The following is a 14,624-nucleotide window of genomic DNA, read 5'->3' on the forward strand; positions in this document are numbered from 1 at the left end:
GATCAGGCGTGGACGGACTCCGACCGGTGCGGGCGGGGGTGACCCCCTCGCGCCGCCGCTTCGATGGTCCACGGGGTGCGTTCGACGTAGGCGACGACCGCCGCCACCACGAGCGAACCTCCGGCGACGAGGACGTAGGAGGCGGTCCAGCCTCCGGTGAGCTCGCCCAGCAGACCGAACAGCAGCGGGCCGCCCAGGGCGATACCGCTTCCGGCGCCCTGCACGAACCCGGACAGGGCGGCGGCGCCCCGCGCGGTCGAGCTTCGGGCGTTGATCATCGTCATGGTGACCACGAACAGGCTGGTGCCGAGTCCGAGGAAGAGGACCCACACCACGGCGAACTCCGGCGCCAACGCCACGCCCAGGTAGCCGATCCCGTAGCCGGACAGCCCCAAGGCGACCACCGGGAAGGTGTTGGCGGTGCGCAGGGTGGCCGCGGGCGCGACCAGCCCGAACAGCAGGCTGGTGCCGACCATCAGGGAGACCATGCTCCCGGCCGCGGCGGGGCCGTGCCCGGCGTCGCTCAGCAGAGCGGGCAGCCAGGTGAAGAGCGTGAAGACGTTCCAGGTGACCATGCCGAAGAGCAGGGCCATCCGCCAGGCCATGCCGACCTGCCGGATGGGGCGGGCCAGGGGAAGCTCGCTTCCCACCGTGGCGGCGGAGGAGGCGACGGGGCCGCCCCGGCGCCACTGCACGGCCCACAGGACGGCGGCGACGAGGGCGATGCCGGACCAGGCGCCCAGGGCGACCCGCCACCCGGCGACCTCGGCCAAGGGGACCGCCACCAACGGTGGGAAGAGCGCGCCGAGGTGGATGGCGACCATCTGGACGGTGCTCAGCGCGGCGATACGGTCGGGGAAGTACTGCTTGATCAGGGGCGGCAGCACGACGTTGCCGAGGGCCGCTCCGGTGAGGGCGATGCCGGTGAGCGCCAGCAGCGCGCCGGTGTCGGGGGCGAAGGCCCGCAGGACCTGCCCGATTCCGGTGAGCAGCATGCTCAGGGTCGCCGTGGCCTCGGCTCCCAGACGACGCATGATCGCGGGGGTGATCAGGCCGAAGATCGCGAAGGCGACCAACGGCAGGGTGCCGAAGACACCGACGACGGTGGCGGTGAACCCGAGTTCCTCGCCCACCGTGGTCAACAGCGGGGACAGTGAGGTGACGACGAGGCGCAGGTTGAGCGCCGCGCAGACGATCGCGACCAGGGCCAGGATGCGGCCCCGTGTTCCAGGGCGTACCGACGATCGGTCGGTGACGGCCAGGGCAGAGGAAGGTCTCATGGTGGCGGGACATCCCTTTGTTGTGCGGTGGTGCGTCATCGCACCAGAGCGTGGCCGACCGGCGGGCGACGTTGCCGTCCAGAGGAGGATCACTCCCTGGCGAGCCAAATACGACCTTTTCGCTCAAATGTTACGCATACGCCGGGCCTGGACTCAACATTCCGTATTAAGTACGGGTAAGCTCCGCGCATGGCTGATATTGACGAACTTGATACGGCGATTCTGGCCGAACTCCAGTCGGACGCACGGAAAACCAACCGCGACGTGGCCGCGGCGGTGGGCGCATCGCCCACAACGACCCTCGATCGCACCCGCGCACTGCGAGAAAGGGGTGTGATTCGCGGCTCACTACTGGACGTGGACCTGGAACTGATCGGTCGTCCGGTCCAGGCGCTCATCACCGTCAGCGTGGTCAAGCCGTCGCGGCACAACATCGAGGCGTTCCGCGACTGGGTCCGCGCCCTGCCGGACACGCTGTCGGTCTTCGTGACGTCAGGCGAGGAGGACTTCCTGGTGCACGTCGCCCTTCCGGACAACAACAGCCTGTACGCCTTCGTGGTGGACAAGCTCACCGAGCGCCCCGAGGTCGCCGACGTGCGAGCGTCGATCGTCTACGAGCACCTGCGCAACCACAGCGTTTCCCCCGCGGGCGCCCGCGACGGTTCCTGACCCGAGTCCGATGCCGCTGTGACCCCTACCCGTGGACGAACCCGACCCTCGGGGTCCGGGCTAGCCTTGCCGGGTCCTTCGAACCCTGCGCGAGACGTCCAATGACCACACCCATTTTCGCCGCCGTCCTGGTGGCAGCGCTCCTCCACGCCACGTGGAACGCGATCGCGCACGCCCTCACCGACCGACTCCTCGGGTTCGCCCTCATCGGGCTCGGCGGGATGCTCGCCACCCTGCCGCTGCTGTTCGTGGCCGGGCTCCCACCGGTCGAGGCCTGGCCGGTCCTGCTCGGGTCACTCGTCGCGCACGTGCTCTACCTGAGCCTGCTGATGCTGTCCTACCGGACCGGGGACTTCGGACAGGTGTACCCGTTGGCGCGCGGCACCGCCCCGTGGGTGGTGGCCCTCATCGGCGTGGTGGTGTTCGGCGAGGCCCTGCCGCCGAACGAGTTCGCCGGAGTCTTGGTGGTCTCCGCGGGACTGATGGTGCTGGTGTTCGCGAACGGTATGCCTCGCCGAGAGCACGCGCCGGCACTCCTGGCGGCCTTCGCCACGGGGTTGGCCATCGCCGCCTACACGGTGGTGGACGCCTACGGCGTACGCCTCACCGAGAACCCGACCGGGTACATCGCCTGGATCATGCTCCTCCAGGGACCGGTGTTCTTCCTGGTCGCCCTGGTCACCCGGCGGGGAAGGCTGATGTCACAGCTGCGGCCCATGTGGAAGATCGGTCTGCTGGGCGGGGCGGTGAGCGCGGGCGCGTACGGGCTGGTGCTGTGGGCGCAACTGTCGGGGGCGGTCGCCGGCATCGCGGCGCTGCGGGAAACCAGCATCGTCTTCGCGGCCGTCATCGGTCTGATCTTCTTCCGCGAACGATTCGGGCCGCTGCGCGTCGTCGCGTCGGTGGTCGTGGTCGGCGGGGTCCTGTTGCTCGCCCTGTGAACCCGCTCCGCGACGCGATCCCACCCGGCCCCGAGCGCTCCACACGGTCTCATCCGTGCCGGGGCCGGTGGGTGGGGAACCCTCGTACCGCTCTCGAATCGCATGTCTCTGGTACGTGGTCTTCAGGAGACCGGGCCGGTCCACCGTGTTCTCCCGAACGCACGTAGCGAGCTTTGTCACCGCACCGTGCTATCCAGGCCTTTCCACCCCTTTTACTACGTGCAAGGTGCCTCCCGTGCGACCCCCTTCCCAGCTCTTGCTTCCGTCCTTCCCCACGGGGGAGGAGGAGATCACGGTCTTCCTCGTGGTTCGTACCGCCTACGACGACCAGGGCGCGTGGCAGGACACGCTCTCGTACCTGTCCGACCTGCCCGGTGTGCTTCCGCACCCACCGCTCCCCCGGCCGGAACACGGTGGCCAAGGGGCCGTTCCCCCTCCGAATGACAAGCACCTGCTCCTGGTGGACGACCCCGCCTGGCGGAACGCCACCACCGCCGAAATCCATTCGGCCCTGGAGCAGGCCGGATCCTGGCTCCCGCACCTGGTGCTGCTGGCGGACGAGCGCACCATGGCCGACCCCGTCCACCGCTCCCTCCTGGCCTTCACCACCTCTCCCGAGGACCAGGACACACCGCAGGAGCACCCTTTCGTCCCCCACGAGCACGTGCTGCGGATCGGAGCCCGCCAGACGTCCATGCTCTACCTGGTGTTCGAGGCCGAATTCCATTACCTGGGCGATTGGAAGGCCGCCCTGCCCGAGGAACCCGACGAGGTGTTCGGCGCCGACCTGGACCTGCTGGCCTCCCCTCCTCGCTACCGCCCCCTCACGGGACGTCCGCCGCGCCTCCCCGTCAGCGAGGACCCGCTGCTCGTACGCACCCATCACGGTGACGACGAGGCATGGAACGCGGTCCTGAGAGCCGTGGGCGCTCCCGTCTTCGACGACGAGGGATTCGAGCTGCCCAAGGAAGACCCTGGCGCCGCCCACGCCTACGTCCACGTCGTGGACGACACCGGCTACACCGGACTGTCCTTCGAGCAGCTCATGGGCCTGTCGCCGCACGACTCCCACTCGTTCCTGATCGTCGCGGACGAGCCGACCATGCTGGACCCCCGGCATCCGCTATTGGTGGTGGACCTGTTCGAGGACCCCGGCCGATCCTTCCGAGCCGCACCGGAGGCGATCCCGACGATCCAGATCAACCTGTCCCTCGCCAACATGGACTTCGACGACTACCACTGTGGCGAGGGTTTCATCCAGTACTGCGGATCGACGCACGAGGAGAGCATGAAGGTCCTGTGAGGACACGGGCCTCCCGGGATCCACTGGGCCGAGGTCCGAGCGAACCGGCTCCGGTGCCGAGTGGCCTCCCCTGGACGATCTGTTCGGGCCCGGCGCCCGGGGCGGCCCGGCTCCCTGGGGCCGGGCCGCCCCGGGTACTCCGCCGGGTAGCCGGTCGCCGCCCCCGACTCCGAGTGCGGTTCGGACGGGCCATAAGCTGGGTGATGTGACTGGAGTCTCATCAGCCCCCGGGGCCGACGAGAGCGCCGAGGTCCGCCGGGTCTGGCAGGATCTCGGGCTCCCCGGCCTCGTGGACGTGCACACCCATTTCATGCCCGACAACGTCCTGACCAAGGTGTGGTCCTACTTCGACGCCCTCGGTGACGGCGTCTGGCCCATCACCTACCGCTTCGACCAGGACGAACGCCTGGACCTCCTGCGCGGCTTCGGGGTCCGGTACTTCACCGCGCTGTCCTACCCGCACCGCCCGGACATGGCCCGCTGGCTCAACTCCTGGGCCGCCTCCTTCGCCGAACAGAACCCCGACTGTCTGCGCAGCGCCACCTTCTATCCCGAACCCGACGCCAAGGACTACGTGGCCGAGGCGATCGGCTCGGGGGCACGGGTGTTCAAGGCGCACCTACAGGTGGGCGCCTACGACCCGCGCGACCCGTTGCTCACGGACGTGTGGGGGACCCTCGCCGAGGCCGGGATCCCGGTGGTCGTCCACTGCGGTTCCGGTCCGATGCCGGGCGACTTCACCGGCCCCGGCCCCTTCGCGGAGGTCCTGCGTGCCCATCCCCGGCTCACCGCGGTGGTCGCCCACGCCGGCGCACCCGAGTACACGGGCTTCCTGGACCTGGTCGAACGGTACGAACGGGTGCACCTGGACACCACCATGGCGTTCACGCCCTACATCGAACGGTTGTCGCCCTTCCCCCGCGCGGAACTTCCACGACTGCGCGACGTCGGGAACCGCGTCCTACTGGGTACGGACTTTCCGAACATTCCCTACGCCTACCGCGAGCAGCTCCGGGCCTTGGTCGACCTCGACCTGGGATCCGACTGGTTGCGCGGGGTCCTGCACGACAACGCCATCGGGCTGTTCGATCTCTGACCGTCCCCATATGAACCACTTGCCCTAATGGCATCACCAGCCACACCCGCACCATGTAGAAGCCGAAGGAGAGGGCACCTTGGAACTCACACTGACGCCGCTGGAGTTCGCCCGTCGCGCCCGCAGGCTGTACCCACAGCGCGAGGCGGTGGTCGACCGGGACCTGCGCCTGACCTATGAACAGTTCTTCGACCGCTGTGACCGCTGGTCCTCGGCCCTCCAGGCCATGGGGGTGACCCAGGGCGACCGCGTCGCCTACATCGCGCCCAACACCCACGCCCAGCTCGAATCGTTCTACGCGGTTCCACAGTTGGGCGCGGTGCTCGTTCCGGTCAACTTCCGGCTGACCGCCGAGGACTTCGTCTACATCGTCAACCACTCCGGCGCCAAGGTGCTGTGCGTGCACTCCGACCAGCTCGGCGCCGTGGACTCGGTGCGCGATCGGATGCCCGGGGTGGAGCGCTTCGTCGCCCTCGAAGGCGCTCGCGAGGGTTGGGAGGACTACGAGGCGCTCATCGCGTCCGCCTCTCCGGACTTCGACCACCCGGAGATCTCCGAGACCGACCTGCTCACCATCAACTACACGTCGGGGACCACCGCACGCCCCAAGGGCGTGATGATCACCCACCGCAACGCGTACATGAACTCGGTGGGCACCCTGCTGCACCTGCGCGTCGAGCTGGGACAGAAGTACCTGTGGACCCTCCCGATGTTCCACGCCAACGGGTGGACCTACACCTGGACGGTGACCGCCGCGGGCGGCACGCACGTGTGCCTGCCGGTGATGGACCCGGCACATGTGTTCGAACTGATCCGGACCGAGGAGGTGAGTTGGCTGTGCGCGGCGCCGACCGTCCTCATCATGCTCGCCAACACCCCCGAGAAGGTCCGTGGCGACGTCCCGTCCGGTGTCCACGTGGTCACCGCCGGGGCCTCTCCCGCCTCGGAGACCATCGAACGGTTGGAGGAGGACTTCGGCTGGACCATCACCCACGTGTACGGGCTGACCGAGACCGCACCGTTCATCACCGTCTGCGAGCCGCGCCCGGAGCACAAGGAACTGTCGGTGCGCGACCGCGGCACCCTCAAGGCCCGTCAGGGCGTCGAGCTCATCACCTCCGGTGAACTGCGCGTGGTGGACGAGAACGGTGACGAGGTGCCCTGGGACGGCAAGACCGTCGGCCAGATCACCGTGCGCGGCAACGTCGTCATGAAGGGGTACTACGACGACCCCGAGGCCACCGAGAAGGCCATGGGCGACGGTTGGTTCCGCAGCGGGGACGCCTCCGTCGTCCACCCCGACGGCTACACGGAGATCCAAGACCGGATCAAGGACGTGATCATCTCCGGTGGAGAGAACATCTCCTCGGTGGAGGTGGAAGGCGTGCTGCTGCGCCACCCGGACGTCCTGGAGGCCGCGATCGTGGGTGTGTCGCACGAGCGCTGGGGCGAGACTCCACGCGCCTTCGTGGTGCTACAGGAGGGGTCCACGACCACCGAGGAGGAGGTCATCGCGTTCGCCCGCGAGAACCTCGCCCACTTCAAGGCACCCACCCAGGTGGAGTTCGTGGAGCAGTTGCCCAAGACCGCCACCGGCAAGATCCAGAAGTTCGTGCTGCGCGACGGCTCCTCGGCCGTCTCCCGCCAGTAGCGCCGGCGAGGCGGGTCGGCTCATGGGTCGACCCGCCTTCCGCGCTCGCTCGGATCGCGCCGCTCACACCGGGTGCTCTGCGAACACCCGGTTTCCCCGTTCACAGGGGCTTTCCGGTTCGGGTCCTCGGGGTCACTCCGGCGACGGGGTGAGCAGGACGAACCCCGCGGAGAAGGGATCGGCGCAGATGGCGAGCCGCCCCACACCGGGGGTGTCGGCCGGCCCCATCTGGACCAGGCCGCCGGCCTCGCGCACTCGGGTGGCCGCCGCGTCGCAGTCGGCGACGTGGAAGACGGGGTGCCAGTCGGCGGCGCCCTTCGTCTGTGGCAGGTCCTCGGCCCGCACACCCATGAGCCCGCCGAAGTAACGGTCCTCGCCCTGCTCCGCCGGGCGGATGGTGGAGTACACCTCGTCTCCTATCGGGACGTCGTTGAACTCCCAGCCGAGCAAGGCTCCGTAGAAGTCCTTGGCGTCCACCGCCGAGGGTGTCCACAATTCGGTCCACATGAGCGAACCCGGCACGTCGACCGCCTCCGCGCCGGCGAAGCCCCTCGGCTGCCAGAGCGGGACGGCACCGCCCTGCGGGTCCCTCAGCAAGGCCATCCGCCCCAGGTCCATCACGTCGATGGGGGCGATGGGGACCGTCGCGCCCAGGATCTCGGCGGCGTTCACGGTCGCGTCCAGGTCCGGGGTGGACAGGTAGATAGTCCAGGCGATCGGCTGTTCCTCCGCCATCCGGGGACTGAGCGCACCCACGAGCGCACCGTCCAACCGGAAGTTCACGTAGCCTCCGGTCTCCGGCCCGGCCGACTCCGCCTCCCAGCCGAACAACGCGCCGTAGAACTCGGCGGACGCCTCGACGTCCGGGCTGCTCACCTCGGCCCAACAGGGAGAACCGGGTACGTAGTCGGTGGTGATCATCAGGGCTCCTCCTGTGTCGACTTCCCAGTGTGCTCTCGGATACCGACATTTCGTGGCTCGCCGCGGCGCGAGGTCGGTGGCCCGGGATCAGAGATGTTCGTTCAGCGGCTCCAGGATCACGAACCCCGCGGAGAACCGGTCCGAGCAGACCGCCAGCTTCCCCACCCCCGGGACGTCGTCCGGCCCCATGTGCACCCGACCGCCCGCGTCGCGCACCCTCGACGCCAGCGCGTCGCAATCCGCGACCTGGAACACTGGGTGCCAGTCGGCGGAGCCCTCGGTCTGGGGCAGTTGTTCGGGGAGCATCTCCATCAGCCCGCCGAAGTGACGGTCCTCGCCCGTCCCGCTCGGCCGCACCGCCGTGTACGTCCCCCCGTCGGGGAAGGAGACCTCGGAGCTCTCCCACCCGAACAACCCACGGTAGAAGTCCTTGGCGTCCCGTGCCGAGGTCGTCCACAGTTCCACCCAGCACAGCGCCCCCGGGCGGTCGACCACCTCCATACCGACGAAGGTGCCGGGTTGCCAGAGCGCGAACCAGCCGCCCTGTGGGTCGGTCGCGTGCGCCACCGAACCCAACTCGAACACCTCGGTGGGCTCCACCTGGAGGGTTCCGCCGAGTTCCCGCACTCGCCGTGAACTCTCCTCGATGTCATCGACCTGGAAGTAGATCGTCCACGCCGGCGGCTCGTCATCGAGGATGCGCGACCCGATCCCTGCGGTGTACGCCCCATCCAGCTTCAGGGTGAGGTAGTCGCCGAGTCTGGCCCCACCCGAGACGATCTCCCAACCGAACACCCTCGAATAGAAGTCGGCCGAGCCCTCTGGGGAATCGGACCCCAGTTCGACCCATCGGGGCGATCCGTTGACGAAGTCGGTGGTCAGCATGGGTTCTCCTCCTGTCGCGCCGTCCCTATCGAGTCTGGGACGGAGGAGCCCGCCCGAGCGGGACCGCCCCGGCAAAAACTCGACAACCGCGTGCGAGATGATCCGGGGACGAGCCGACGAGAGGACCTGGCAGTGCCCGTACGACTCCTCCATGTGGGACCGGTGATCATCGACGTCGTGATGGAGGTCGATGGTGTGCCCGAGCCCGGCGGTGGTTCCTTCGCGAGCTCCTCGCGGGCCCTGCCCGGGGGCGGGTTCAACGTGGTCTCCGCGGCCGCGCGCGCCGGATGCGAGGTGGAGTACGCGGGCGCGCACGGGACCGGACCCAACGGTGACCTGGTGCGGGCGGCCCTGCGCGACGAGGGTGTGCAGGTCGCGCACCCACCCCGGCCGGCGGCCGACACCGGTTTCTGCGTGGTCATGGTGGATCCGAGCGCCGAACGCACCTTCGTCACCCACCTGGGCGCGGAGATGGACCTGCCCCTGTCCGACCTGAACGGTCTGCGGCCGAGGTCGGGCGAGTTCGTCTACACGGTGGGGTACTCGCTGTTGCCGGGCGAGCGAGCGGAGGACCTGGTGACCTGGATCGGTGGGTTGGCCCCCGACGTGCGTCTGGTCCTGGACCCCGCGCCGGTGGTGGGGATGATCCCCCACGCGACCTTGGATCGAGTGCTGCCCCGGGTGGACGTGCTCAGCCTCAGTGCCGCCGAGGCCGCCACGCTCACCGGCACCTCTGACCGGACGGAGGCGGCCACAGTGTTGTCCGAACGCATCGACGGCGTGGTGGTGCTGCGCGCCGGCGCCGAGGGCTGTCTGGTCGCGGAGCCCGGTAGTACTCCGGTGCACGTTCCCGGGTTCGAGGTCGAGGCCGTGGACACCAACGGCGCGGGCGACGCGCACGTGGGCGTGTTCGTCGCGGCCCTGGCCACGGGGGAGGAAGCGGTCCCGGCCGCCCGCCGGGCCAACGCCGCTGCGGCCTTGGCCGTCACCCGCAGGGGCCCCGCCACTTCTCCCGACACCGAGGAAGTGGACGCGTTCCTGGCAGACCGAGATCGATGACCCCTCAGGCGTGTCCGGGAAGGGCGACGTGGACGCTGTGGGGTCCGTCGTAGTGAAAGCCCCGGCCCACCATGAGGAAGCCCAGGCGTTCGGCCAGTCGGAGGCTGGGAGTGTTGTCCACGTGCACCAGCGCCCACACCGAGTCGAGCCCCAGTTCGTCGAGCCCGTGCCGGAGCAGCGCCCGGGCCGCCTCGGTGGCCAACCCGGACCCACCGAACCTCGTGTCCAGGTACCAGCCGATCTCCGGCAGGTCGCCGGGCAGTTCCTTCGAGGGGCGTAGGTGGGCCAGACCGACCACCTGGTTCTCCCTCACCATCACCCAATGACCGAGTTCCGGTGGGCCCTCGTAGGCGAGCCGGTAGTCCACCATCGTCCGGGCCAGGTCCGGATCGGAGAGGTCGGCGCCCAAGTGGGCACTGATCGTCGGGTCCGCGAACAACGCCACCACGTCGTCGGCGTACCGGCGCTTCAGGGGGACCAATGTCAGTCGCCCGGTCTCGACGATCGCTTGCTTCACTCCCACACAACCCACCTCGCATATCCACTGTGCCGACGGCATCGCTCCGGACACGGTTACCGGTCCGTCTGAACCACCTTGGCCTTGCGCACTGCCAAGGCGAGGAGCGTCCCCGTGTCGTAGACGGGTACGCGGGCACTCATACCTCGCCCCGGCTCTGGACTTGGGATTCCGCGGTGCCGTAGACCAGACTCATCGCCTCGTCGACTTCATGGCGCTCGTCCACGTTCAGAGAGTCATCGCCGACCTCGTCGACAGGTCCGTGATGCTCGGCGCGCCCTTCGGCCTCAGCAATCAGCGCGTCGACGCTCGCGAACTCCGCCTCATCCGGATCGAGGCTGGTGCTGATTCGAACCTCCGCCATACGAGTATTACGCCTTGTCCAGCAAGCACCATCGAAGCAGGGAACACGCCTCGGATCAGTGTTTGAAGTGGATGAAAAGGCGACCGAAGTTCTTCGAATCCTTCTCCACCCGGTGGTAGCGGGCCTTGACGTCCTTGCGGTCCAGGAAGCGCAGCACGCGCTTCTTCAACTGGCCCGAGCCCTTGCCCGGGATGATCTCCACGGTCTTGGCCTTCTTGCTCTCGGCCTCGTCCATGATGTCGTTCAGGGCCTGGTCGATACTGCGCCCCTTGTTGAAGATGTCGTGGAGATCGAGTTTGAGCCGCACGCTTCTTCCTCCCGGTCGATTGGCACGGATGATACGCGCACAAGCACCATGCACTCCGACCAGCCCCCGAAGCCCCCGCTCCGAAGAGCGGGGGCGGGCGGCGAGGTCAGGCACGGCGCCACGGTTCGGGTAGCGGAGACCCTGCGCGAAGCAGACCCTCCAGCGCCTTCCAATGACGGCAGGCTTCACGGAGCGCGGTGAACACCGGTCCGGTCTCCCCGGTCTCACGGAGCGCTTCGGACAGAGCGTCGTACACCCGGGTGACCGCCTCCATGTCTCCCTCGTGGCCGCTCAGGAACCAGCGGGACGGCAACGGAGCACCCGCACGGAGCAGGGAATCCAGCGTCGTGAACACGTTGTCGGCGCTGTTCAGGGTGGCCACCGCGTCGCACGGCAGCCCAGGTGAGGCCAGCAGTCGGTGGAGCTGCGCGGCGCAGGCGTTCACCACGAACGGTTCCGTGTGCTCCGTGTGCGAGCCCTCGTGACCCTGGCCCAGGCCACAGCGCGGCGACGCACAGTCCAAAGGTTCGATGTTCGTCATGCCGCCACCCCCGTGGCGACCGCCAGTGTCCGCACGTGGTGGACGTAGTACCCGCGCACCATGCTCGCCGGCGGGAGCGGATAGCGCGGATCCACCATCAGGGGATCGACCCAGGGCATGGGACGGGGGAGTGAGTCGACAGGCTCGCGAGGAGCCGGGATCACCGGGGAAGAGCACCCCGACGCGGACGAGGCCACGTACCTGCGGACGCGGCGAGCGCGGTTGCGGCGCAGCTCGGCGAGAACACCCGCGCAGCGTCCGTAGGGGTCGGCGTGGACGGCCTGTGAGGGCCTGATCAGCCTCATCAGGCAAGCGAACAGAGCGATAAGGTAAGACATGTTGCCGCTCCTTCTAAGCGGTGACCATGGCCCCCGGAAGCGTTGGCGCGCTTCGCGGGGGTTCCGTCGTTGACGGGGCCTTCACTGTACACGACTGTTCATGGGTAGTACATGGGTACCTGCGCACTCCCTCAGAAGGGCCTCGTTACCTTCGCCCTACCATGATTGATGCATGGACTTGCCACAGGGGTTCGGACCCGATTCGGAAATCGACGTGTTGGCCATGCCGCCTGTGTGGCTACAACTCGCGGCCATCCTGGTCGCCCGGATCGAGACAGGGCGCTACCAGGTCGGACGTGCGATCCCTTCACTCACGCAGCTCACCCAAGAGTTCGGCGTCTCACGAGGGACCGTGGCCAAAGCAACGAAGTACCTCACCGACAACGGCAGGGCACAATCCGTCCATGGACGCGGCGTGTTCGTGCTGCCCTACGAATGACCCTCACACAAGGGCGATAGCCGGGCCCCGGGAACCTACGCCGCGGACTTGAACCAGGCCTGAACCGACACCGCACTCCGTCACAGGCGCAGCTCGAAGCACATCCGGTCCGTGCCGGGACCCTCATAGCCCTCGTGCGGGCCCGTCACGGTGAACCCCACGGACCGGTGGAAGGCGATCGACCGCTCGTTCGAAGGCGAAGTCACCGCGCGCACCACTCCCCTGCCCTCCGCGAGGGCCGTGTCGATGAACAACCGGTACAGCTCCCGGGCCAACCCGCTCCGACGCTGTTCCGGAGCGACCCCCGCGAAGTGCACGTAGGCCTCCTCCGGCCGCGCTTGCGAGGGGAAACCCACCAGGAACCCCACCAAACTCCCCCCGTCCTCCGCGACGAGACTGGTGGTGTGGAAGTGGTCCAGGAACAACCGGGGCAGGATGTGCGTGACCGGCTTGCCCCACCAGGCGTCACACACCCGAAGAATCCGCCCGTGGTCCTCCGACCGAGCGTTGCGGATCACCGTCCCGGCCGGCCCGGCACCTTCCCATGTCCCACTCCAGGCGTTCATCCGCCGAAGACCTCCTCGAAGGGTGCCCGCACCGCCGGATCACGGTCCAACACGGCGAACACCACCTGGTCGAAGACCCCCGCGAACTCCCCCTTCAGGTGACGTCCGAACGCACCGGCCACGACGGCCGGAGCGTTACCGAACACCCCACAACCCCAGGCACCCAGAACCAACCGGGTGGCCCCATGATGTGCCGCCACGGCCAGGACCGCACGGGCCCGCGTCTCCAGCGCACCCACCACCAGGTCGGCGCGCTCGGGCTGGTTGCGGTCCACCATCCGCCGGTTGGGCGCGGGCGAGGTCAGGAAGTCGACCGGAACCGCCTCGGACAACCACCCGCCCTTGGCGTCGCGGTAGACCGGCACGCTCGGCGACCAGATCACCCGGTCGGAGTACAGCAGGCTCCGCTCGCCGCGATGGTGCTCGTAGTACTCGGGACAACGGGTCAGCGAGTCGTACAGCGCGCTGGATCGCGCCAGGCTCTCCTCCTGGGCGCGCGCCCCGTTGACCACCCCGCCACCGGGGTTACGAGCCGACGCGAAGTTGAGCGCCGTGACCCGGCCACCGCTCTCACCGGCCACCCGCCGCGCGGCAGCCAGGGTGTCCTCCCCGGTCACCTCGTAACGGGTGTCGAACCGAGGCTCGGGTACCGGCAGCGCGGCGCTCTCCTCGGGCAGGTGCAACCGCGTACCCTCCCGCATCACGGCGAGCGGACCCGTCAGGTCCACCACCCGCCCTTCCACCGCGTAGTGGCCGGCCTCGTAGGCCTCCCGGGTCTGTCGCCACACCTCGCGCATGCGTACGGACACCACTGCTCCCTTCGTCCGGCCCGAAGCTACAGCGCGCTCCATCCGAACCCAAGGGGTTTTTCACCAGCCCGGGACCCCCGCACCAGGGGGCGTTCCTTCTACGGCTTGACCGCGCTGAACACCGCGGTGCCGGGAATGATACGACCGCGCACCGGCCCCCAGCCTCCCCACACCTGGTCGTTGTCCTGCGGCCACTCGGGTTCGATCAGGTCGCGCAGGACCAGCCCGGCCGACGCGATGCCCCGCACCCAGTCGCCGATCGTGTGGTGGTGTTCGGCGTAGATGGCCCGACCGTCCCCGTCCTCCTCCACGTAGGCACGCCGGTCGAAGTAGGACTGCTGGACGGTCAGCCCCTGTTCGGTGGGGTCGTCGGGAAAGCACCACCGGATCGGGTGGGTCACCGAGAACACGAACCGCCCGCCCGGGCGCAGCGTCCGAGCGGCCTCGGCCAGCGCGCTCTCGGCAGCGGGCACGAACGGAAAGGCCCCGAAGGCGGAGAAGACCACGTCGAAGGAGTCGGTGGCGAACGGTAGACGCTGGGCGTCGGCCTGCACGGTGGGCACCCGCAGGTCGGTCTGCTCGTCGATCCGCCGCGAATGCTGGAGCTGACGCCAGGACAGGTCGAAGGCGACCACCTCCGCCACGCCTTGGGCGCGCAGCCACCGGGAGCACTGGCCCGCCCCGCAGCCGATCTCCAGGACGCGGGCACCGGTCACGTCACCGAGCAGCCGTGCCTCGGCCTCGTCGAGCCCCTCCGGAGACCAGATGAACCCGGCGTCGCGCAGGAACTCCCCGTGTTCGGCCTGGTAGGCGTCGGCCGCCCCGTCCCACCAGTACCGCCCCGCCCGGGCACTCTCCTTCGCGCCCACGGCGCGTCGGTCCACCCCGCCGGGCACCGGGTACTCCGGGCCCCCGCTCAGGTCGTCGTCCACACCGCT

At 68.8% G+C, this 14,624-nt stretch carries 18 protein-coding genes; 7 read left to right on the forward strand and 11 right to left on the reverse strand.

All coding sequences use genetic code 11. The features are described 5' to 3' along the window. Positions 1–2 precede the first annotated feature (2 nt). Positions 3–1,280: a CynX/NimT family MFS transporter gene (locus BQ8420_RS09825; RefSeq protein WP_087097573.1), complete on the reverse strand. Its 1,278-nt coding sequence runs from the start codon at positions 1,278–1,280 to the stop codon at positions 3–5. 189 nt (positions 1,281–1,469) lie between these two features. On the opposite strand from BQ8420_RS09825, the gene BQ8420_RS09830 reads away from it, so the two are divergent. The 5 genes from BQ8420_RS09830 to BQ8420_RS09850 all read left to right on the forward strand — a co-directional run bounded on the left by BQ8420_RS09830 (position 1,470) and on the right by BQ8420_RS09850 (position 6,940). Next, on the forward strand, positions 1,470–1,949 hold the full coding sequence (locus BQ8420_RS09830) for an Lrp/AsnC family transcriptional regulator (protein ID WP_087097575.1): 480 nt from the start codon (positions 1,470–1,472) through the stop codon (positions 1,947–1,949). Between the two features lie 101 nt (positions 1,950–2,050). After that, positions 2,051–2,890: a DMT family transporter gene (locus BQ8420_RS09835; protein ID WP_087097577.1), complete on the forward strand. Its 840-nt coding sequence runs from the start codon at positions 2,051–2,053 to the stop codon at positions 2,888–2,890. 235 nt (positions 2,891–3,125) lie between these two features. After that, positions 3,126–4,193 (forward strand): DUF6924 domain-containing protein, encoded by a 1,068-nt coding sequence (locus BQ8420_RS09840; RefSeq protein WP_143847180.1) that lies wholly within the window; start codon positions 3,126–3,128, stop codon positions 4,191–4,193. A 205-nt stretch (positions 4,194–4,398) separates the two neighbouring features. Beyond that, a complete protein-coding gene (locus BQ8420_RS09845) occupies positions 4,399–5,289 on the forward strand; it encodes an amidohydrolase family protein (protein WP_087097581.1) in 891 nt (296 codons plus the stop codon). Positions 5,290–5,368: 79 nt separating this feature from the next. Continuing rightward, positions 5,369–6,940, forward strand: coding sequence for a long-chain-fatty-acid--CoA ligase (locus BQ8420_RS09850; protein WP_087097583.1), 1,572 nt, complete (start codon positions 5,369–5,371; stop codon positions 6,938–6,940). Positions 6,941–7,072: 132 nt separating this feature from the next. Here BQ8420_RS09850 and BQ8420_RS09855 read toward each other — a convergent pair whose 3' ends face one another. After that, complete coding sequence (locus BQ8420_RS09855; protein ID WP_087097585.1) at positions 7,073–7,861, reverse strand: VOC family protein; 789 nt, start codon at positions 7,859–7,861, stop codon at positions 7,073–7,075. Between the two features lie 87 nt (positions 7,862–7,948). Beyond that, a complete protein-coding gene (locus tag BQ8420_RS09860) occupies positions 7,949–8,746 on the reverse strand; it encodes a VOC family protein (RefSeq protein WP_087097586.1) in 798 nt (265 codons plus the stop codon). Positions 8,747–8,878: 132 nt separating this feature from the next. Here BQ8420_RS09860 and BQ8420_RS09865 point away from each other — a divergent pair, with 132 nt between their 5' ends. After that, positions 8,879–9,805, forward strand: coding sequence for a PfkB family carbohydrate kinase (locus tag BQ8420_RS09865; protein WP_087097588.1), 927 nt, complete (start codon positions 8,879–8,881; stop codon positions 9,803–9,805). 4 nt (positions 9,806–9,809) lie between these two features. Here BQ8420_RS09865 and BQ8420_RS09870 read toward each other — a convergent pair whose 3' ends face one another. The 5 genes from BQ8420_RS09870 to BQ8420_RS09890 form a co-directional block, all read right to left on the reverse strand. Further along, the gene (locus BQ8420_RS09870; protein ID WP_235006030.1) at positions 9,810–10,328 is read right to left on the reverse strand and encodes a GNAT family N-acetyltransferase; all 519 of its coding nucleotides are present in this window, start codon (positions 10,326–10,328) and stop codon (positions 9,810–9,812) included. Positions 10,329–10,461: 133 nt separating this feature from the next. Next, positions 10,462–10,686, reverse strand: a complete 225-nt coding sequence (locus BQ8420_RS09875) for a hypothetical protein (RefSeq protein ID WP_087097590.1) — start codon at positions 10,684–10,686, stop codon at positions 10,462–10,464. A gap of 55 nt (positions 10,687–10,741) precedes the next feature. Beyond that, the gene (locus tag BQ8420_RS09880; protein ID WP_067607473.1) at positions 10,742–10,993 is read right to left on the reverse strand and encodes a Smr/MutS family protein; all 252 of its coding nucleotides are present in this window, start codon (positions 10,991–10,993) and stop codon (positions 10,742–10,744) included. A gap of 106 nt (positions 10,994–11,099) precedes the next feature. Beyond that, on the reverse strand, positions 11,100–11,534 hold the full coding sequence (locus BQ8420_RS09885; RefSeq protein ID WP_235006032.1) for a hypothetical protein: 435 nt from the start codon (positions 11,532–11,534) through the stop codon (positions 11,100–11,102). Next, positions 11,531–11,872 carry a hypothetical protein gene (locus BQ8420_RS09890; RefSeq protein ID WP_087097592.1) on the reverse strand — a complete coding sequence of 114 codons (342 nt, stop codon included), beginning with the start codon at positions 11,870–11,872 and terminating at the stop codon, positions 11,531–11,533. The genes BQ8420_RS09885 and BQ8420_RS09890 overlap by 4 nt, the downstream gene beginning before the upstream one ends. A gap of 172 nt (positions 11,873–12,044) precedes the next feature. Here BQ8420_RS09890 and BQ8420_RS09895 point away from each other — a divergent pair, with 172 nt between their 5' ends. Then, complete coding sequence (locus BQ8420_RS09895; protein ID WP_087097594.1) at positions 12,045–12,311, forward strand: GntR family transcriptional regulator; 267 nt, start codon at positions 12,045–12,047, stop codon at positions 12,309–12,311. 80 nt (positions 12,312–12,391) lie between these two features. Here the strand turns inward: BQ8420_RS09895 and BQ8420_RS09900 are convergent, their stop codons facing one another. The 3 genes from BQ8420_RS09900 to BQ8420_RS09910 all read right to left on the reverse strand — a co-directional run bounded on the left by BQ8420_RS09900 (position 12,392) and on the right by BQ8420_RS09910 (position 14,618). After that, positions 12,392–12,877, reverse strand: coding sequence for a GNAT family N-acetyltransferase (locus BQ8420_RS09900; RefSeq protein ID WP_087097596.1), 486 nt, complete (start codon positions 12,875–12,877; stop codon positions 12,392–12,394). Next, entirely contained in the window at positions 12,874–13,686 is an 813-nt protein-coding gene (locus BQ8420_RS09905; RefSeq protein ID WP_087097644.1) for a TIGR02452 family protein, read from the reverse strand. Before BQ8420_RS09905 ends, BQ8420_RS09900 begins: the two co-directional genes overlap by 4 nt. 98 nt (positions 13,687–13,784) lie before the next feature. Next, positions 13,785–14,618: a class I SAM-dependent methyltransferase gene (locus BQ8420_RS09910; RefSeq protein ID WP_087097598.1), complete on the reverse strand. Its 834-nt coding sequence runs from the start codon at positions 14,616–14,618 to the stop codon at positions 13,785–13,787. Between the last annotated feature and the right edge of the window lie 6 nt (positions 14,619–14,624).

Origin of the sequence: Nocardiopsis sp. JB363, assembly GCF_900143625.1 — a bacterium.
Classification (GTDB): domain Bacteria; phylum Actinomycetota; class Actinomycetes; order Streptosporangiales; family Streptosporangiaceae; genus Nocardiopsis.